Annotated in this window: 16 protein-coding genes; 9 read left to right on the top strand and 7 right to left on the bottom strand. The window is 61.5% G+C overall.

All coding sequences use genetic code 11. The features are described 5' to 3' along the window. Positions 1–129: 129 nt before the first annotated feature. Entirely contained in the window at positions 130–1440 is a 1311-nt protein-coding gene (locus R1W01_RS03565; RefSeq protein WP_297756295.1) for an MmgE/PrpD family protein, read from the top strand. On the opposite strand, the gene R1W01_RS03560 is transcribed toward R1W01_RS03565, so the two are convergent. Continuing rightward, positions 1413–2084 carry an HAD-IA family hydrolase gene (locus R1W01_RS03560; protein ID WP_243612333.1) on the bottom strand — a complete coding sequence of 224 codons (672 nt, stop codon included), beginning with the start codon at positions 2082–2084 and terminating at the stop codon, positions 1413–1415. The genes R1W01_RS03565 and R1W01_RS03560 overlap by 28 nt on opposite strands. A gap of 132 nt (positions 2085–2216) precedes the next feature. On the opposite strand from R1W01_RS03560, the gene glmU reads away from it, so the two are divergent. The 3 genes from glmU to R1W01_RS03545 are packed head-to-tail and all read left to right on the top strand — an operon-like array spanning position 2217 to position 6074. Further along, a complete protein-coding gene (glmU, locus tag R1W01_RS03555; RefSeq protein ID WP_297756298.1) occupies positions 2217–3572 on the top strand; it encodes a bifunctional UDP-N-acetylglucosamine diphosphorylase/glucosamine-1-phosphate N-acetyltransferase GlmU in 1356 nt (451 codons plus the stop codon). After that, positions 3572–5395, top strand: a complete 1824-nt coding sequence (glmS, locus tag R1W01_RS03550; protein ID WP_297756299.1) for a glutamine--fructose-6-phosphate transaminase (isomerizing) — start codon at positions 3572–3574, stop codon at positions 5393–5395. Before glmU ends, glmS begins: the two co-directional genes overlap by 1 nt. A gap of 1 nt (position 5396) precedes the next feature. Continuing rightward, a complete protein-coding gene (locus R1W01_RS03545) occupies positions 5397–6074 on the top strand; it encodes a DNA alkylation repair protein (RefSeq protein WP_297756300.1) in 678 nt (225 codons plus the stop codon). A gap of 43 nt (positions 6075–6117) precedes the next feature. Here R1W01_RS03545 and R1W01_RS03540 read toward each other — a convergent pair whose 3' ends face one another. Beyond that, entirely contained in the window at positions 6118–6564 is a 447-nt protein-coding gene (locus tag R1W01_RS03540; protein ID WP_297756301.1) for a hypothetical protein, read from the bottom strand. A 41-nt stretch (positions 6565–6605) separates the two neighbouring features. Between R1W01_RS03540 and moaA the strand changes: the two genes are divergently transcribed. After that, on the top strand, positions 6606–7613 hold the full coding sequence (gene moaA / locus R1W01_RS03535; protein WP_297756302.1) for a GTP 3',8-cyclase MoaA: 1008 nt from the start codon (positions 6606–6608) through the stop codon (positions 7611–7613). 7 nt (positions 7614–7620) lie between these two features. Beyond that, complete coding sequence (locus R1W01_RS03530) at positions 7621–8901, top strand: 3-deoxy-D-manno-octulosonic acid transferase (protein ID WP_297756303.1); 1281 nt, start codon at positions 7621–7623, stop codon at positions 8899–8901. Between the two features lie 100 nt (positions 8902–9001). On the opposite strand, the gene R1W01_RS03525 is transcribed toward R1W01_RS03530, so the two are convergent. The 5 genes from R1W01_RS03525 to R1W01_RS03505 all read right to left on the bottom strand — a co-directional run bounded on the left by R1W01_RS03525 (position 9002) and on the right by R1W01_RS03505 (position 15837). After that, positions 9002–10165 (bottom strand): M20 aminoacylase family protein, encoded by a 1164-nt coding sequence (locus R1W01_RS03525; RefSeq protein ID WP_297756304.1) that lies wholly within the window; start codon positions 10163–10165, stop codon positions 9002–9004. A 30-nt stretch (positions 10166–10195) separates the two neighbouring features. Next, positions 10196–11368 carry a M20 aminoacylase family protein gene (locus R1W01_RS03520; protein WP_297756305.1) on the bottom strand — a complete coding sequence of 391 codons (1173 nt, stop codon included), beginning with the start codon at positions 11366–11368 and terminating at the stop codon, positions 10196–10198. A 29-nt stretch (positions 11369–11397) separates the two neighbouring features. Next, positions 11398–12738, bottom strand: coding sequence for an NAD(P)/FAD-dependent oxidoreductase (locus R1W01_RS03515; protein ID WP_297756306.1), 1341 nt, complete (start codon positions 12736–12738; stop codon positions 11398–11400). A 5-nt stretch (positions 12739–12743) separates the two neighbouring features. Next, a complete protein-coding gene (gene argE / locus R1W01_RS03510) occupies positions 12744–13907 on the bottom strand; it encodes an acetylornithine deacetylase (RefSeq protein ID WP_297756307.1) in 1164 nt (387 codons plus the stop codon). Positions 13908–14016: 109 nt separating this feature from the next. Next, the gene (locus R1W01_RS03505; protein ID WP_317275029.1) at positions 14017–15837 is read right to left on the bottom strand and encodes an ABC transporter ATP-binding protein; all 1821 of its coding nucleotides are present in this window, start codon (positions 15835–15837) and stop codon (positions 14017–14019) included. 298 nt (positions 15838–16135) lie between these two features. On the opposite strand from R1W01_RS03505, the gene R1W01_RS03500 reads away from it, so the two are divergent. The 3 genes from R1W01_RS03500 (at position 16136) to R1W01_RS03490 (ending at position 19934) form a co-directional block, all read left to right on the top strand. Continuing rightward, entirely contained in the window at positions 16136–17839 is a 1704-nt protein-coding gene (locus tag R1W01_RS03500; RefSeq protein WP_297756309.1) for a peptide ABC transporter substrate-binding protein, read from the top strand. 123 nt (positions 17840–17962) lie between these two features. Continuing rightward, on the top strand, positions 17963–18970 hold the full coding sequence (locus R1W01_RS03495; RefSeq protein ID WP_297756310.1) for an ABC transporter permease: 1008 nt from the start codon (positions 17963–17965) through the stop codon (positions 18968–18970). Continuing rightward, positions 18963–19934 (top strand): ABC transporter permease, encoded by a 972-nt coding sequence (locus R1W01_RS03490; protein WP_243612319.1) that lies wholly within the window; start codon positions 18963–18965, stop codon positions 19932–19934. The genes R1W01_RS03495 and R1W01_RS03490 overlap by 8 nt, the downstream gene beginning before the upstream one ends. Positions 19935–19936 lie beyond the last annotated feature (2 nt).

The following is a 19936-nucleotide window of genomic DNA, read 5'->3' as shown; positions in this document are numbered from 1 at the left end:
GCGCGCCCGTCAACGCCGGAATGCGCCCCCCGATCCCCTAAAGGCGGCCCGGTACCCCCGCAAAATGTCGCGAACGGACGATTTACAGAGACCACGCCGTGCCACGCTAACACGCAAAGGGAGGACAAGATGCACGACCCGATCGCCTTTCTACATGACCTGACGTGGGAGACCCTGCCCGAAACCGTGCGCGCGCAAGTGCCGCTACACCTGCTTGATCTTTTCGGTATTGGTGCGGCAGGGATGCGCACCAACATGTCCCGCATCATTCGCGATCACGCGTATGAGGATTTCGGCGGTGAGATGCCCCTTCTCTATGATGGCCGCGGTGCAAGCCCCCTTGGCGCAGCCCTCGCCGCCGGGATCACCATCGACTCCATAGACGGCCATGACGGGTTCAACCCCTCCAAGGGCCATATCGGAGCGCCGATGATCCCGGCCGCGCTCTATGCCGCGCATGAGGCAGGCGCGACAGGCCGTGATTTCCTAACCGCCGTTGTCGTGGGCTACGAAATTGGCGCCCGCGCCGCCATCGCCCAACACGCCACGGCACCGGATTATCACACGTCGGGAAGCTGGGGCGCCGTGGCCGCCGCCGCCGTAGCCTCCCGGATCATGCAGCTTTCCCCGCACCAAACTCGCCACGCCCTTGGCATCGCCGAATACCACGGCCCCCGAAGCCAGATGATGCGCTGCATCGACCATCCCACCATGGTCAAAGACGGCGCGGGCTGGGGTTCCATGGCTGGCATCTCCGCCGCCCGCCTTGCCGCCAAGGGCTTTACCGGCGCACCAGCGCTCATCGTCGAAGAGGTGACTGAGCCTTGGGCCGATCTTGGCACGCGCTGGTATATGCTCGAACAGTATTTCAAACCCTATCCTGTTTGCCGCTGGGCCCAGCCGCCAATTGAAGCCGCCCTTGCCCTGCAACGCGCCCACAACATCGCTGCCGCCGACATCACGAAAATCGAGGTCGAGACGTTCCACGAATCCATCCGCCTCGCGACGTCACACCCAAAGCGCGGCGACGAAGCGCAATATTCCACGAGCTTCCCAACCGCCGTTGCCCTCGTCCATGGCGATGTGCGCCCCGAACACCTTGTTGATGCCGCGCTTTCGGATCCCGAAGTGCTCCGGCTTTCCGCCGCCATGATCATGCGCGAGAGCGACCACGCCAACGATGCCTTCCCGTTGCGCCGTTTTGCGCGCGCAACGCTGACCCTCGCCGATGGCACAACACATCAAAGCGACTGGCACGAGCCGCGCTGGGACGCGACCGCCCTGCCCTCGCCCGCCGAAATCCGCTCGAAGTTCCACGCCTACGCTGATCCCGTCCTCGGTCGGGACCGCGCCACCGCGCTCGAAACCGCCATCGACGCGCTGCCCGAAACCGGGCTCGCGCCGCTCACGGATCAGCTATTCCGCCCGATCAACTCCTGAACAAGGTCAGGCAGATCGGCATAGTCTTCAAGTAGCGCCTCCGGCTCCAACGCCGCCATATCCGCACCACTCGGCCCGAAGGTCACAAGGACAGACGGCACACCAGCGGCGCGCGCTGTGTTGCGGTCGGTGTCGCTATCCCCAATGAGGATCGTTTTGGCCGGATCTCCCCCAAGACGGCGCGCCGTTTCGCGCAGCGGTTCCGGATCAGGCTTGCGCACCGGAAGCGTGTCCGCTCCAACAAGCGCCCCGAACGCGTCTCGCGCTCCAAGCGCCTGCATGAGTTGTTCAGCCAATGCCTCAGGTTTGTTCGTACAAATCCCCACGCCATAGCCACGCGACGCCAGCACCTCGACCGCCTCAAGCGCGCCGGGATACAGCACCGTGTGATCGGCAATCGCGCGACCGTAGGCCTCAAGCAACATAGGGTAATACCGATCGACAACGACAGCATCCATGCGCCCAAGCCTCTCGAGCCCTGCGGTGAGCATCGCCCGTCCTCCGCGTAGCGCGATCGCCTCGTCTCGTCCTACCCCGAGAACATCGCCAAACCCCATGTCCCGAAAACAGGCATTCGCCGCCGCGAGCAAGTCTCCGCTCGTATCTGCCAACGTCCCATCGAGATCGAAAACCACTGTTCGCATACCGTTCCTTTCACCTTGGCAATGAATCGCCCACCGCTGTTACACCCGGTAACGCGAATTGATAGATATCGCCCTTGCACCAATACCGCGAACCGATAAAACGGCCGCAACGTCATTTCAAAGGGAAACCCGATGAATATTGCACTCGTCATCCTCGCGGCTGGCAAAGGCACCCGGATGAAGTCCGATCTTCCGAAAGTGCTACACGAGATCGCCGGTGCGCCGATGCTGGTCCATGCCATGCAATCTGGGGCCGCTCTCGATCCAGCACGCGTGGTGATCGTCGCCGGACACGGGTTTGACACTGTGAAGGCCACCGTCGCCGACCACGATCCCGACGCCACGGTTGTGCTTCAGGAAGAACAGAAAGGCACGGCCCACGCGGTCGATGCCGCCCGCGAAGCACTCGCCGATTTCGAAGGCGACGTGATCGTCCTCTTCGGAGATACGCCCTTTGTGCGCCCTGAAACACTCGCCCGCATGGCCGACGCGCGGGGCGAAAACGCAGTTGTCGTGCTCGGGTTCGAGGCCGCTGATCCGGGCAAGTATGGCCGGCTCGTGATGCAAGGAAACAGCCTCGAAGCTATCGTAGAATATGCTGATGCAACAGATGAGCAACGCGCGATAAGCTTCTGTAATAGCGGCGTAATGCTAGCAGATAGCAAATCTCTTTTCTCGATGATTGCCGAAATCGAATCCGACAACGCGCAAGAGGAATACTACCTCACCGACGTCGTCGGCATTGCCCGTGATCGTGGCCTGTCCGTGACCGCCGTTGCCTGCGACGAAGAAGAAACCCTCGGCATCAATTCTCGTCTCCACCTTGCTGACGCGGAAGAGATCTTCCAGACCCGCGCCCGTCGCGCTCTGATGGAACTCGGCGTGACCATGCAGCAACCCGCAACCGTCATGCTTTCGCATGATACGGTCATTGGGCGCGACACGATCATCGAGCCGAACGTCTATTTTGGCCCCGGCGTGACGATTGAAAGCGGCGCGCACATTCGCGCCTTCTCGCACCTTGAAGGCTGCCACGTTTCGCGCGGCGCCATCGTCGGCCCCTATGCCCGCCTGCGTCCGGGCGCGGAACTGGCCGAAGATGTGCGGATCGGGAATTTTGTCGAGATCAAGAACGCAACCCTCGATGAGGGGGCCAAGGTCAATCACCTGTCTTATATCGGTGATGCCTCCGTCGGAGCCGCGTCCAACATCGGCGCGGGCACTGTGACCTGCAACTATGATGGGGTGATGAAGCACAAGACGACCATCGGCAAGTCGGCCTTCATCGGATCCGACACAATGCTCGTCGCCCCCGTTACGGTTGGTGATGGCGCCATGACAGCAAGCGGTTCGGTGATCACACAAGACGTCCCGGCGGAAGCCTTGGCTCTGGCACGCGCGAAACAGGTCAACAAAGCCGGCATGGCGCGGAAATTGTTCGAATTGTTAAAATCCAAGAAGGTTAAACGCGATAAGGAGAGCGTATAATGTGCGGAATTGTTGGTGTACTTGGTGAACACGAGGCCGCTCCGATCCTCGTCGAGGCGCTGAAACGCCTTGAATATCGTGGGTATGACAGCGCCGGGATCGCGACAGTGAACGACGGCGCTTTGGATCGCCGTCGCGCAGTTGGCAAGCTGGTGAACCTCTCTGATCTTCTCGTCCATGAACCGCTGCGGGGCCGTGCCGGGATTGGTCATACACGCTGGGCCACCCACGGCGCCCCCTCGGTCGGCAACGCTCACCCGCACAAGGCTGGCCCTGTCGCTGTGGTGCATAACGGCATTATCGAAAATTTCCGCGACCTACGCCAAGAACTCGCCGAAGCGGGTTTTGAATGCTGCACGGAAACCGACACCGAGACCGTCGCACTTCTGACCCAGCGCTATCTCGACGAAGGCCTTCCGCCCGTCGAGGCCGCCCGCAAGACGCTCTCGCGCCTTGATGGGGCTTTCGCCCTGGCTTTCCTGTTCGAGGGCGAGGACGATCTGATCGTCGCCGCCCGCAAAGGGTCTCCCCTCGCGATTGGCCACGGTGACAACGAGATGTATGTCGGCTCGGACGCCATCGCGCTTGCACCGATGACCCATCGCATCACCTATCTCGAAGAAGGCGATAGCGCCGTTCTGACGCGCAACTCGCTTGAGATCCAAGACGTTGATGGAACCCGCGTGACCCGCGAACTGCGCGAGATCGCCATTGATCAGGCGCATGTCGACAAAGGCGGCCACAAACACTTTATGGCCAAGGAAATCGCGGAGCAGCCGAGCGTCCTTGCCAACGCGATCCGTCATTACCTCGGCGGCGGCGAAAGCGATATCGTGCTCCCCGATGCCGGCCTCGATTTTACCAAGATCGAACGTCTGACCATGGTGGCTTGCGGCACGGCCTTCTATGCCTGCCTGACGGCCAAGTACTGGTTCGAACAGATCGCGCGTATTCCGGTCGAAGTCGATATCGCCTCAGAATTTCGCTACCGCGAACCGCCGATGAGCAAAGGCACTGTCGCCCTTTTCGTAAGCCAATCCGGCGAGACCGCCGATACACTCGCGGCGCTGCGCTACTGCGCCGGCAAGGCCGACAAGATCGTCTCAGTCGTAAATGTCCCCGAGAGCTCGATCGCACGCGAAAGCGACCTTGCCCTTCCGATCTATGCCGGCGTGGAGATCGGCGTTGCCTCGACCAAGGCCTTTACCTGTCAGTTGACCGTGCTTCTCCTGCTCGCGCTCAAAGCCGGGCATGAACGCGGCACGCTGAGCATGGAAGACCTGCAAGAAAAACTCGCATCGCTGCAAACCTTGCCGGGCATCCTCAACAACGCGCTTGAGATTGAGACCAAGCTGACCCGTGCTGCCCGCAAACTTTCCGAGGCGCGCGATATCCTGTTCCTAGGCCGCGGCCTTATGTATCCACTCGCACTCGAGGGCGCGCTGAAACTCAAAGAAATCAGCTACATCCACGCCGAGGCTTATGCGTCCGGTGAACTCAAACACGGCCCCATCGCGTTGATCGACAAGCATGTGCCCGTGGTGGTGCTCGCCCCGCGCGATGCACTCTTCGACAAGACCGTGAGCAACATGCAGGAAGTCATGGCGCGCGGCGGAAAGGTGCTTCTCGTGACCGATAGCAAGGGCGCAGAAGAAGGCGGCCATGGTGTCTGGGACACCATCATCCTGCCCGAGATCGACCCGATCCTGACGCCGATCCTCTATGCCGTCCCGGCCCAGCTCCTCGCCTACCACACGGCCGAGGCCAAAGGCACTGACGTGGACCAGCCGCGCAACCTCGCGAAATCCGTGACTGTAGAGTAGCATGACGCTAGATGACGCACTGGCCGCCCTGCGCGCCCGGATCGAACCGGGCCGCGCCGAAGGGCAGGCGAAGTATCACAAACAGACGCGCGAGGTTCTGGGCATCCCAAACCCCGCGCTCAATGACCTGACCAAGGACTGGCGCCAGAGCCTAACGGTCGAGGAACGTGTCCTCCTCGCGGACGCGCTCTGGCAGACCGATATCTTCGAGGCGCGTATCGCGGCGGCCAAGCTCCTGACACAGGCGCGCATCCGCCCCGACACCGCCGCATGGGACCTTATCGTCTCATGGGTGCCCGACTTCGATAGCTGGGCCATCGCAGATCATGTCTGCATGGCTGGCCAGAAACGCCTGCTCGCCGATCCGTCCCGCCTCGACACGGTCGAAACATGGACCAACTCCGCACATATGTGGACACGTCGAGCCGCCTTGGTCATCACGTTGCCCTGGACGAAACAGAACAATCCCAAACCCGCCGACCTCGTGATCCGCGACCGCGTCCTCGGCTGGGCGGCGTCTTACATAGACGATCCTGAGTGGTTTATCCAAAAGGCCATCGCTTGGTGGCTACGCGATCTCTCCAAGCACGATCCCGCGCGCAGCCGAGCATTCCTTGACGCGTATCAGGACCGCATGAAGCCCTTCGCCGTCAAGGAAGCCTCAAAATACCTCGCCTAGCGCCTTCGCGAGACGCAGTGCCTTAGATGGATTTCGTATGACTTTAGTTTGCGGTCACCCGCACTTCGCTCAACTCAGTCAGCGGCATCTCCAAGGCACGCATCGCTGCAAGCGACATCCGCGATCCCGCCGTGGATGCACCTTCGATCGGGATCAACGTCACCGCGAGCCATAGCCCGTTATAATACACACGCCCCTTGCCCTCTCGGGTGACGAGCGGCGTCTTGAGCCACATTCCGGGTTCGCTCGCCGCACCAAGCGATACTACCGTGGTGCCAAGCTCGCCACGAAGCGGTGGCGGTGTCTCTTCGACCTCGGGAGTTATCTCTTCGACTTCGGGTGCATCAGGTGTCGGGGTGTCTGGCGCCCGCTCTGATCGGTTGAAAAGATCCCAGTCCGGCATTTTCACGCGCGGCACCTCATCGCACCCCGCCAGAAACGCCAATGCGACCGCCCCGAAGACCCATTTCCGACCTTGCAACACAAGCATCCGCCCTTGCCCCCTCTTGTTTCTAAGACTACCTAAGAGATATGACCGATGCCCCATTGATCGACCCCTTCCAACGCGCTGTCAATTACCTGCGCGTGTCCGTGACTGACCGTTGCGACTTCCGCTGTGTCTATTGCATGGCGGAAAACATGACATTTCTGCCCAAGAAAGAGCTGCTTACACTGGAAGAACTGGACCGGGTCTGCACGAATTTCGTCGAACTCGGGGTCGAGAAACTGCGCATCACCGGCGGAGAACCGCTGGTGCGGCGGGGGATCATGACCTTCTTCGATTCCATGTCCCGACACCTCGAAAGCGGCGCTCTGCGCGAATTGACGCTGACAACCAACGGGTCGCAGCTCGAGCGCTTTGCCGATGATCTCTGGGCGGCAGGTGTGCGCCGGGTCAATATCTCGCTCGACACGATCAATGAGGCCAAATTTGCCGAGGTGACCCGGTGGGGCCGTCTGCCGCAAGTGTTGCGCGGCATCGACGCGGCCCAGCGTGTTGGCATGCGCGTCAAGATCAATGCCGTCGCCCTCAAGGGGTTTAACGAGTCCGAGCTCTTTGACCTCACAGAATGGTGCGCCTCCCGCGACATGGACCTCACTTGGATCGAAGTCATGCCGATGGGTGACCTCGGCAACGAGGACCGACTGGATCAATACTGGTCGCTGAAAGACCTGCGCGCCCGCCTCGCAGAACGCTACACAGTCACCGATCTTTCCGAACGCTCCGGGGGTCCGGCCCGCTATGTCCGGCTTGAAGAAACCGGTCAAAAGATCGGCTTCATCACGCCGCTGACGCATAACTTCTGCGAAAGTTGCAACCGCGTGCGCCTGACGTGCACCGGGGAACTCTTCATGTGCCTTGGACAGGAAGACATGTATGATCTGCGTCCCGCCCTGCGCGGCAGCAGTGACGACACCGCCCTCAAGGAGGCCATCCGCGCCGCCATCGCACTCAAGCCCAAAGGGCATGATTTCGATTATTCGCGCCAACGCCCCGACGGCCAGATGACCCGCCACATGAGCCATACAGGCGGCTGATCCGGAGATGGCCGCGCCCGCGCTGACCCTGACCTACCGCCTGTATCAGGCGCTGACCGCCCTTGGCGCGCCATTGGCGATGCGCGAAGCACGCAAGCGCTTTGTCGAAACCAATGGCCCTCTCGACCGCCTGAGCGAACGCGCCGGGCGCACAAACGTGGCACGTCCAGAAGGACGTCTGGTCTGGATACACGCGGTCAGCGTCGGCGAGTTTCGCTCGATCCTCGGCCTTGTCGACCGGCTTGTCGCCGAAGGCGTCCACGTTCTCGTGACCACGACCACCGCCACCTCCGCCACCCTCGCGGCCGAACGCTTGCCCGAAGGGGCCTTGCATCAGTTCTCGCCGCTCGACACACCGCAGGCGACCCGGCGTTTCCTCGATCACTGGCGCCCCGACCTTGTCGCCTTTGTCGAAAGCGAAATCTGGCCCAACCAGATCGTCGCCGCTCACCGTCGCGGCCTGCCGCTCGTGCTCTTGAATGCCCGCCTCTCGGCGCGCTCCCTCAAACGCTGGCAGAAACTCTCTGCCACGGCTGAAAGCCTCTTTGCCCGTTTCTCCCTGATCCTGTGCCAGGTAAAGGGCACGGAACAGGCCTTGGCCCTGCTCGGCGCGGATGCCATGGTGACCTCGACAACCGGCGATCTCAAGGCCGATGCCGACGCCTTGCCTATCGACCCGGACGAGGCCGCGCGCTTATCTGCATTGATCGGGGACCGCCCGCTCTGGGTCGCCGCCTCGACCCACGAGGGTGAAGAAGAACAGGTGTCCGCCGCTCATCGCATCGTCACTGGCACCTCCCGCGAAAGCCTCCTCATTCTCGTGCCGCGCCACCCCGAGCGCGCCAATGCCATCGCGCACCAACTGGCCGAGGAAGGCTGGCAAATCGCCCGCCGCAGCGCGGGTCAGGACCCCGGCCCAGACACCCAGATCTACCTCGCCGACACGCTCGGAGAGACCGGTCTCTGGTATCACCTCGCGCCTGTGGTCTTCGTCGCAGGCTCCTTCGCCCCTGTCGGCGGCCATAACCCCTACGAGCCCGCGCATTTCGGCTGCGCGATCCTGCACGGCCCCCTCTACGCCAATTTCGCGCTGGCCTATGGCGAAATGACCCGCCGCGACGCCTGCCTCGAAGTCGAAGACGCGACAGCGCTCGGGCTCACGGTTGCGGGCCTCTTTCAGACCCCGCGCCTCGCTCCGCTACAGGACAACGCCCGCGCCTATGTCACCTCTGCCAAGAACCTTCAGGACGACATCGCCGCCCGCCTGCGCGCCCTGATCGAGGCATGAAAAAGGGCGCCCAAGAGCGCCCCTTTCTTCTTCTCTGTGACAAATACTCTGGGGTGAATTGGCCGTGTGCGGCCAAGAGGGGCAACGCCCCTCCGCCCCGTCACGCCGCGGGCATCCGCTGTTCCACGATCTCCGCCCACCAGCTACAACCCGCCGGGATGGCCTCGTCGTTAAAGTTGTACTCCGGGTGGTGCACCATCGCCGTGTCGCCATTGCCGACAAGGATATAGGCACCGGGCCGCTCTTCGAGCATGAAAGCGAAATCCTCGCCGCCCATGACAAGCGGCGCTTCTTCGCAATCGCCGCTCACAGCCTTCGCCACGTCCACGGCAAAATCGGTCTGCTCGTCCGAGTTGACCATGACCGGGTAGCCGCGGTGATAGACAACCTCAACCGTGCCGCCAAAGGTCGCCGCGATCCCGTTGCAGATCGCATTGATGCGCTCTTCCGCCAAATCGCGCATCTCAGGGCTGAGCGTGCGCACCGTGCCCTTGAGATGGACTTTCTGCGGAATAACGTTGAACGCCTTCGAGGAGGTCTCGAACGAAGTCACCGAGACAACCACCTGATCGATCGGATCGGCATTGCGGCTGGCGATGGTCTGAAGCGCGGTCACCGCCTGCGCCCCCATCACCGTCGTGTCGATGGTCTCATGCGGTTTCGCAGCATGGCCCCCCTTGCCCTCGAAATGAATGTCGAACTGGTCCGTTGCGGCAAAGAACGGCCCCGAGCGGATCGCGAAGGAGCCAACCGGTTTGCCCGGCCAATTGTGCATCCCATAGACTTCCTGAATGCCCCAGCGCTCCATCATACCATCGTCGCACATTTCCTTGCCGCCGCCGCCGCCTTCTTCGGCGGGCTGGAAAATGACAACCACGGTGCCGTCGAAATTGCGCGTCTCGGACAGGTATTTCGCCGCGCCCAAAAGCATCGCCGTATGGCCGTCATGGCCGCAGGCGTGCATCGCGCCATCGGTCTTGGAGGCATAGTCGAGCCCGGTCTGTTCATGGATCGGCAACGCGTCCATATCCGCGCGCAAGCCAATGACCTTGCCTGATCCTGTCGTCTTGCCCTTGATGACACCTACGACACCGGTACGGCCAATCCCGGTCACGACCTCATCACAGCCGAATGCTTCGAGCTTTTCCGCCACGATCGCGCTGGTGCGGTGGGTCTCAAAGAGAATCTCCGGGTTCTCATGAAGATCGCGCCGCCATGCGGTGATCTCGTCCTGCAGTTCTGCAAATCTGTTCTTAACGGGCATGTCTCTCGCTCCTGTTCTTGCACGTTGTCTCTAGTTGTTGGTCAGCGGCATCCGCCGCTCGACCAGTTCCGCGAACCAGCTACACCCAAACGGGATCGCGTCATCTTCGAAGATATAGGCCGGGTGGTGGCACATCGGCCCCTCCCCATTGCCCAGAAAGATATAGGCTCCGGGCCGCTCCTGCAGCATGAAAGAGAAATCTTCCGCCGGCATGATCGGGTCCGTCACCTCGTCCACATTGTCCGAGACCGCCCGCGCCGCATCAACCGCATAGGCGGTTTCCGCCTCGGTGTTGATGGTGACCGGATAGCCCTCATCCCACGTGACCTCGGCCTCTGCGCCATAGGCCTGTGCCGTGTGCTCTGCGATTTTCCGGATACGCATCTCGGCAAGCCCCCGCCCCTCAGGGTCAAGCGTGCGCACTGTCCCCTTCATCCGCACCCGGTGCGCAATGACGTTAGAGGCGTTGCTGTCGCTCTCGAATGTGCCCACGGTGAGCACCACACGATGGATCGGGTTGACGCTGCGCGACACGATGGATTGAAGCGCCACAACGATCTGTGCCGCGACCAAGGTCGTGTCGACTGCCTCATGCGGGGCCGCCGCATGGCCGCCCTTGCCTTTCACCACGATCCCGAACTCATCCGCCGAGGCAAGAAGCGGACCGGGCCGCGTCGCAAAAGATCCGACAGGCAGGCCCGGCATATTGTGCAGCCCATAGACCTCCTGAATCCCCCAACGCTCCATAAGCCCATCGTCACACATCGCCTTGCCACCCGCGCCGCCCTCTTCGGCGGGCTGGAAGATCAACACCACCGTGCCGTCGAAATTGCGCGTCTCCGAAAGGTATTGTGCCGTCCCGAGAAGGATCGCCGTATGCCCATCATGGCCACAGGCGTGCATCTTACCCGGCACCGTGCTGGCATAGTCCACGCCCGATGCCTCCTCGATCGGCAGCGCGTCCATATCCGCGCGCAACCCGATCACGCGGCCTTTTGTATCGCTCTTGCCCTTGATGACGGCAACAACCCCGGTCTGCCCGATCCCCGGCGTGATCTCATCCACGCCAAAGCCTTCAAGGCGCTCGACAACAAAGCTCGCCGTCTTGTGCACATCATAGAGAAGCTCTGGATGCTGGTGCAGGTGGCGCCGCCACTCCGTGATATTTTCCTGCATTTCTGCAATACGATTGCGTATCGGCATGACGCCACCCCTCTGTCTCGCAAAACTCGTCAGATATCCGGCCCAAGCTCAAGCTTCGACCCATCTGAAAACCGTGTGACCCGGAAGCGGTTCAGAGCGTGGCCAAGCTCACCGCCCGACACCAAATCCGCCATAATCCGCCCAAACGCCGGGCCAATCCCAAACCCATGCCCACACATCCCCGTGCAGATCGAAAGCCCTTCGAGCGGCGCGCGATCCACCACCGGCACGATATCGGGAAGCGAGTCGATCATCCCGGCCCAGCTCGTCCTGATCTCGACCTTGCCGAGCGCCGGGAAAAGCGCCTCGAAATCCGCTCGGATCTTCTCGACAATCGCCGTGTTCGGCAATGGGTCCAATATCCGCATCGCCTCAAACGGCGTTGGCGCATCCGCGCCGAACCGCCGTTTCGTCCCCCAACCGTCCGGGTAGCCCTTAGGCGCGCGCGGCCTGTAGGTCCGTCCGAACGGATCGCGGATCAGCTCCGGGATATAGGCCGAGAAATGGCGAAATGCATCCGGCCCGATAAAAAGTTCATGATACCCCGCCGAGGCCAGCGTATAGCCCCCGTCCTGCCGCCGCCGAAACGCAAGACCGTCGCCATTCGCGCCGCCCTGATGCACATCCGGGAGGGCATTTGTCGCCGCCACGGTTGCGCGCACCGAAAGCTGCGGGATCTTGATCCCCTCATTGCGCAGGAAAAGCGACGACCACGCGCCGCCCGCGACAATCACCTCCGGCGCGCGAATACGGCCTTTCTCGGTGACGACGCCCGCGACCTTGCCGCCCTCGCGATCCAAGACCCGCGCCGCGCAGCCCTCGAGGATCACCGCGCCCGCGCGCACCGCCGCCCGCGCCAGTGCCGGCACCGCGATGAACGGTTCGGCCCTCATGTCCGATGCCGTATGAAGCGCGCCCCGGAACGTCTTTGTCATGCCGGGAAACATCTCGCCGACGTCGGCCCCGGAGAGCATCCGGCTATCGACCCCGATCTCACGCGCCCCTTTCAGCCACGCCTCGTAGCGCGCCTCATCGGCTTCATCTTTCGCCAGATAGGTCAGCCCACAGGTTGTAAGCCCAAGATCCTCGCCAACCTCCGCCGCGAGGTCTTTCCAGAGACGGTTCGCCTCCATCATGATCGGCAATTCCGCGAGGTCGCGCCCCTGCTGCCGAATCCAGCCCCAGTTGCGCGAGGATTGCTCGCCCGCGATCCGCCCTTTCTCGAGGACGACCGGGCGAAGCCCCTTCTTGGCAAGGTAATATGCCGCCGTGATCCCGATGATCCCTCCGCCGATGATAACCACGTCCGCCTCTTTCGGAAGCGGCCCGGTATGTTCGGCGGCAAGGCCCATATGGATCACAAACGCCATATGCCTCAGCCCCGCAACATGTCGACCAATCGTCGCATAAAGGCTTCGCCAGCTTCGAACTGTGCCACGGTCAGGAACTCATCCGGCTGATGCGCCTGTTCGATATTGCCGGGGCCACAAACCACACCGGAATACCCGCCATTCTGGAAGTGCCCGGCTTCGGTGCCATAGCTGACAACACGCGGCGCATTGTCCCCGGTAAGGCTGCGCACGATCTGTTCGGCCTCGCCGTCTTTCTCAGGCACAAGGCCCGGCACGTCGAACATTTCCTCAAGCACGATATGCGCCTCTGGGCGCACCGCCTGCATCTCGGCCTCGACCTCGGCTACCTTCTCGCGGAATCGGTTGGCCCACCCCTCGGCACTTTCCCCCGGCACGACCCGGAAGGTGAGCGCGAACCGGCAGTCGAGCGCCGTGATATTATGCGCCGTGCCGCCTTCGATCTTGCCAACATGCACCGTCGTCCAGGGGGGCTCGAACATCGCATCGATCTCGCTCGGCACCTTGGCGCGGTTTTCCTCGTTCATCTCGTTGGCCCACTCGATGAGCTTGGCCCCGTACATGATCGCGTTGACGCCGGTGTGCATGATCGAGCTATGCACCTCGAAGCCGCGCACATGCACCTCGAACCCCGTGCCGCCCTTGTGGCCCGTCACCGCCTGCATCATCGACGGCTCGCCCACGATCACCGAACTGGCTTTCGGCACCTTGCCATCCATCGCCGCGATAAGCGGCGGCGCACCGGTGCAGCCGATTTCCTCGTCATAGCTCAGCGCGATCTGCAGCGGACGCTGTACCTCTGCGGAATGCGCCTCCACTAAGGCCCAGATCGCCAGCGCGTCGAAACTCTTCATGTCGCAGACACCGCGCCCGTAAAGCTTGCCATCGCGCTCGACGACTTCGAACGGGTCCGATGACCATGGCTGTCCCTCAACCGGCACGACATCCGTATGTCCCGACAACACGATCCCGCCCTCAATCTCTGGCCCGACATGGGCAAAGACCGCGGCTTTCTCGTTGGTCTCGTTGTAGTGGCGATGCACGGTGATGCCATGCCCACTGAGATAGTCATCAACCCACTCGATCAGGGGCAGGTTGCTGACATCGCTGACCGAGGGAAAGCTCACAAGCTTCTCCATGATCTCGCGTGCGGAAAGTGTCTCGCTCATCGGTTCGGCCTTTCGATACGTGTTGCCGCGCTCCTATCGCGTTCGCCCGACGAGGCCAACGCGCTCCGCTGCGGCACAACCCGCATCCCTTGTAAAATCGTCATGAGGTTCAGTATCCGCTATCCGTCGTCAGGATCTTGTGTCCCGGCGAGACCTCTCGGTATTCGCTCGGCGCGGCCTCATAGCCAACCGGATGGATGGGCGACGGGATCGGCTTGAAATTGAGATCTCTCTCGCTCTTGCGCTGACGTGGATCGGCCACTGGCACAGCCTTCATAAGCGCCCGCGTATACGGGTGTTGCGGGTCTTCGAACACGGCCCGGCGCGGTCCGATCTCCACGATCCGGCCAAGATACATCACCCCGACATAATGGCTCACCCGTTCGACCACCGCCATGTCATGGCTGATGAACAAGTAGCTCAGGCCCAGCTCCGCCTGCAATTCCATCATCAGGTTCAACACCTGCGCCTGCACAGACACATCAAGCGCCGAGACCGCTTCATCCGCCACGATCAACTTGGGGTTAAGAGCAAGCGCGCGGGCAATCGCGATTCGCTGCCGCTGCCCTCCCGAAAGCTCATGCGGGAATCGCTTCATGAAACTGCGCGGCAATTCCACCCGGTCGAACAAATGCGCGACACGATCCTGCATCTCGCTGCCCTTGTGGGTGCCGTAATTGCGCATCGGCTCCGCGACCTGCTCCATGAGCTGCATCTGCGGATTGAGCGAGGCGAACGGATCCTGAAAGATCATCTGTAGATCGCGGCGCACCTTGTGCATTTCTTTCTGCGACAGGGAAAGAACATTGCAGCAGTCAAACTCGACATGCCCCGATTCCGGTTCCACGAGCCGCATCAAGGACCGCCCCACTGTCGACTTGCCGCAGCCCGACTCGCCCACGAGCGACAGGGTCTGCCCCTTGTTCACCGTAAAGGACACGTCCTCGACGGCATGGACCCGTGCCACCGTGCGGCGCAATAGGCCGCCCTGCACCGGAAAGCGCGTCACAAGGTTTCTCACCTCAAGGATTGGGGTCTCTTCACCTGGAATCGGATCAAGCGTCTGCCCCTCCACCCCAAAAAGCTTCATCGGGCGCGGCAGGTCGGTGCCGGTCATCTCGCCAAGTTTCGGCACCGCCGCCAAAAGCGCCTTGGTGTAGTCATGCTTGGGGTTCTCGAAGATCTCCTCGACCGGACCTTCCTCGACCTTATTGCCGCGGAACATCACGACAACCCGGTCCGCCATTTGCGCCACCACTGCCATATCATGGGTGATGAACATCACCGCGGTGCCCGTCTCGCGCTTGAGGCGGTCCATCAGCGCTAGAATTTCCGCCTGAATCGTCACGTCGAGCGCCGTCGTCGGCTCATCTGCAATCAACAGGCGCGGCTCACAGGCCATGGCCATCGCGATCACCACGCGCTGCCGCATCCCGCCCGAGAGTTCATGCGGATATTGCTTGAGGCGCCGCTCCGGCTCGGGGATCCGCACCTGCTGCAACAATTCGAGTGCCCGAGCCTCGGCTTGCTCGCGTGACAGTTTTTTGTGCAGACGAAGCCCTTCTGTAAGCTGTCTGCCCACCGTGAACACCGGATTGAGCGCCGTCATCGGCTCTTGGAAGATCATCCCGATCTCATTTCCGCGAATCGTTCGCATGAGACCTTGGTCGGTTTTGGCAAGATCGACCTCGCCGCCTTCCTTGCGATCAAAAAGCAGGCGCCCGCCCGAAATCTCGCCACCGCCATACTCGATCAGCCGCATCAGAGACAGGCTCGACACCGATTTCCCAGAACCGGATTCGCCAACGATACAAACGGTTTCCCCCGGCTTCACGGCAAAGGAAACATCCTCCACCCCGACAACTCTACCGTTCTTGGTTTCGAACTCGACTCGCAGATTTTCGACCGAGGCGATCGTGTTGTCCAACATCTGGCGGCTTCCCTGCTGATTTTTCTATTTGGTCAATAGCTTGACGCTAACGACAGCTTTGCCCGCATGTCAAACACCCGCAAGAGGCGACGACACTGGCGTTGGGTAAACTTGTCGGAGAGACTTGCATTTTGCAAATCCTTAGATTGATAGTGGGACCAGTCGAGAGGGGATGTCAGGTCTGCGCCGCATGTGGGGCGTGTGCCAATTGCCGTTTTCTCAACAAGACACTCAACCGCGAACGGCAGGCAATGCCGTCGCATCGAAGCGCAAATTGCGCACCAACAAGGAGTGAGACATGAAGGTTAAAACCCTTATGCTTGGGGCTGCGGCCGCCTTTGCAATGGCCCCTGCGGCCATGGCCGAGCGCGGATCGGATGGCCACGTAAACATCATCTACTGGCAGGCGCCGTCGATCCTGAACCCGTATCTGTCGAGCGGGACCAAGGACATCGAATCGTCGTCGCTGGTGATCGAACCGCTTGCGCGCTTCGCCCCGGACGGCGCTCTGGTGCCTTACCTCGCCGAAGAGATTCCGACCGTCGCCAACGGTGGCGTGTCCGAAGACCTGACCTCGATCACTTGGAAGCTCAAAGAAGGGCTGAAGTGGTCTGACGGCACCGACGTGACCGCGCGCGACGTGCAGTTCACTGCCGAATACTGCATGCACCCGGAAGGTGGCTGTGCGCAGTTCGCCAAGTTCGAAGGCGTGGACACCGTCGAGGTCATTGACGACCTGACCGTCAAGGTGAACTTCTCTGAACCCAAGCCGAACCCCTACTCGGCCTTCATGGGTGGCCAGTCGCCGATCATCCAAGCGGCCCAGTTTGCCGATTGCCTTGGTGCCAAGGCTCCGGAATGTACCTCGGCAAACTTCATGCCGATCGGCACCGGCCCCTTCAAGGTGGATGAATTCAAGCCGAACGACGTGATTTCCATGTCGGCCAACCCGAACTACCGCGACCCGGCCAAACCGGCCTTCGCCACGCTGACCTTCAAAGGCGGCGGTGACGCGACTGCAGCAGGCCGCGCGGTTCTCGAGACCGGCGAATTTGACTACGCTTGGAACCTCCAGCTCGCCCCCGACGTCCTCGCCAAGATGGCAGAAGGCGGCAAGGGCAAGACCGTGGCAGCCTTCGGTTCGCTCGTGGAACGTCTCGAAATGAACATGACTGACCCGAGCCCTGACCTCGCGCCTGACGTGCGCGCAACACGCAAGGCCCCGCACCCGTTCCTGACCGACCTCAACGTGCGTAAGGCTCTGTCGATGGCGATCGACCGTGAACTCCTCGTCGAGATCGGCTACGGCCAGGCAGGTCGCCCGACCTGTAACCTCGTGCCGGGTCCGGCAGTCTATGCCTCCGACAACACCGAATGCTTCACGCAGGACATCGAAGGCGCCAAAGCGCTTCTCGACGAAGCCGGTTGGGTGGATAGCGATGGCAACGGCATCCGCGACAAGGACGGCGTTGAACTCTCGATCCTCTACCAGACCTCGACCAACGCCGTGCGTCAGGACTTCCAGGCCCTCATCAAACAGTGGTGGTCGGAAATCGGTGTTGAAACCGAACTGCGCAACCTGAACGCTTCGGTGTTCTTCGGTGGCGACCCGGGCTCGCCGGACACGTTCCAGAAGTTCTACGCAGACGTAGAAATGTATGCCAACAACTTCGACGGCACCGATCCGCAGGCCTACCTTGCGATGTATCGCTGTGGCAACGAGCCGAAGCCGGAATCGCAGTGGCAGGGTGAGAACATCAACCGCTTCTGTGACCCCGAGTATGACAAACTCGTCGCCGAACTGTCCAAAACCTCGGAACTTGAAAAGCGCTATGAGCTTGCCAAGAAGATGAACGAGATTCTGACCAAGGAAACCTACACCATCGTTCCGCTGGTGGACCGTGGTCGCGTGTCGGCCCACTCCAATACCCTTGGCGGTGTGGTTCTGAACACTTGGGACTCCGAGCTTTGGAACGCAGCTGACTGGTATCGCATCAAGTAACCGCTGCACCATCAACCCGTCCCGAGGCTTGACCCGGGGCCTCCCGCCCGTCACGGTGGAAGGCCCCGGTGATCGCACTGGGGCGGGTTGCACCAATAATAAGCCCTCATAAAGGCGACGCCCATGCTGACATTCACGATCCGCAGGCTGATCCTCGCAGTGCCGACACTGCTGTTCATCAGCCTTGTGATCTTCCTGCTGCTCGAACTCGCCCCCGGCGACCCGATGGCGCAGGTCCCCCTCACCGTCCCCCCTGACGTCAAGATGAAGATGCGCGAGGCGCTTGGTCTCGGGGAACCCCTCCATATCCGCTACTGGAAATGGCTGGTGCAATTCTTCTGGATTGAACCCCAAGTTCTCATCGACTCGATCTTCAACACCTCTTTCGCCGAAGGCAAACAACGCATCCTGTCCTGGCAGACCCGCTCACCGGTCATGGATATGGTCGTGCAGCGCCTGCCCCAGACCCTCTGGGTTGTCGGCATGTCCTATATCGTCGGTATCCTGATCGCGCTGCCGATCGGCATCTACTCGGCCTACCGCCAGTATTCGATGTTCGATCAGGCCGGGACATTCGTGACGATGATCGGCTTCTCGATCCCGCCCTTCTTCACCGGCCCACTTCTGGTGATGATCTTTGCGGTGCAACTCGGCTGGTTCCCATCGGTCTATGACACCACCCACGTGGTCAACGACTGGGATAGCTTCATGGTGCAACTGCGCCAGATGATCATGCCGGTCATGGTACTCGCCCTGCAAACCACGGCGCAGATCAGCCGCTTCATGCGCGCCTCAATGCTCGACAACCTCAATCAGGACTACGTGCGTACCGCGCGCGCCAAGGGCCTGCCGGAAAAGATCGTTGTGCTTGTCCACGTGCTGCGCAACTCCATGATTCCGGTGATCACCGCGATTGCACTTGGCATCCCCGGCATCTTTGGTGGCGCGATCATTACCGAGGTGGTGTTCAAGGTGAACGGCATCGGCGATCAGCTCCTCAACGCGCTCTTTGCCAATGACCTGCCATCGGTGCAGACACTCGCCTTCATGATTGCGGTGCTCATCGTCCTCTTCAACCTCATCGCCGATGTGCTCTACGGCGTGCTCGACCCGAGGATTCGTTATGACTGAGACGCTTGAAAAGAAAATCGAGCCGCTTCAGGATCTCGAACCCTCCGAGCCGCCCCATTCGCAATGGAAGGACGTCTGGGACCAGTTCAAAAAACACAAGGGCGCCCTCATGGGTGGGTCGTTCCTCCTCCTGATTACCCTTGGTGTGCTGTTTGGAGAATATATCTGGACCCTCGATCCGCAAAAGCTCGACATCCGGAACAAGGACATCCGACCGATCTACACGATCCTCTGGGATAGCGGTGCCAAGGTCCAATGGGGCCACCCGCTCGGCACCGACAACCTTGGGCGCGATGCACTCGCCAACATGATCGTCGGCGGACGCACCTCCATGGCTGTCGGCTGGGTAGCGATGCTTCTGGCGCTGTCCATCGGAACAACCATCGGCGTGCTCGCGGGCTTCTTCCGCAAGCTCGATGGCCCACTGATGCGCTTCACGGATCTCGTCCTGTCGCTTCCGATCCTGCCCCTGCTGCTTGTCGCCGTGACCCTGTTCCGCGATGCACTCAGGGCTCAGCTCGGCCCGGAGACCGGTATGTTCCTCCTGATCGTCGGCGTGGTCGGCGTGACCTCTTGGATGCAGACCGCGCGCATCGTGCGCTCCGAGGTGCTCGCCCTCAAGGAACGCGAGTTCATCCTCGCCGCCCGCTCCATCGGCACCACGCCCGGAGCGATCATCCGTCGGCACCTACTCCCCAACGTGATCTCGCCGATCATGGTCTCGGCCACACTTGGCCTTGCCACGGCGATCATCACCGAAAGCGCCCTGTCCTTCCTCGGGGTCGGCTTCCCGCCGGACTTCCCGACATGGGGCAAGATGCTTGCAGACGCCGTGCCGCGCATGGATCAATTCCCCGAGCGCGTCATGTTGCCCGGTCTCGCGATCTCGCTGACTGTGCTCTCGGTGAACTACCTCGGTGACGGTCTGCGCGACGCGCTCGACCCGCGCATCCGCGGACGCTGAAA

The organism is Shimia sp. FJ5, assembly GCF_032918335.1.
Taxonomy (GTDB): Bacteria; Pseudomonadota; Alphaproteobacteria; order Rhodobacterales; family Rhodobacteraceae; genus Shimia; species Shimia aestuarii_A.
The sequence above is the reverse complement of the archived record's forward strand: the minus strand, read 5'-3'. Positions and strand labels throughout refer to the sequence as shown.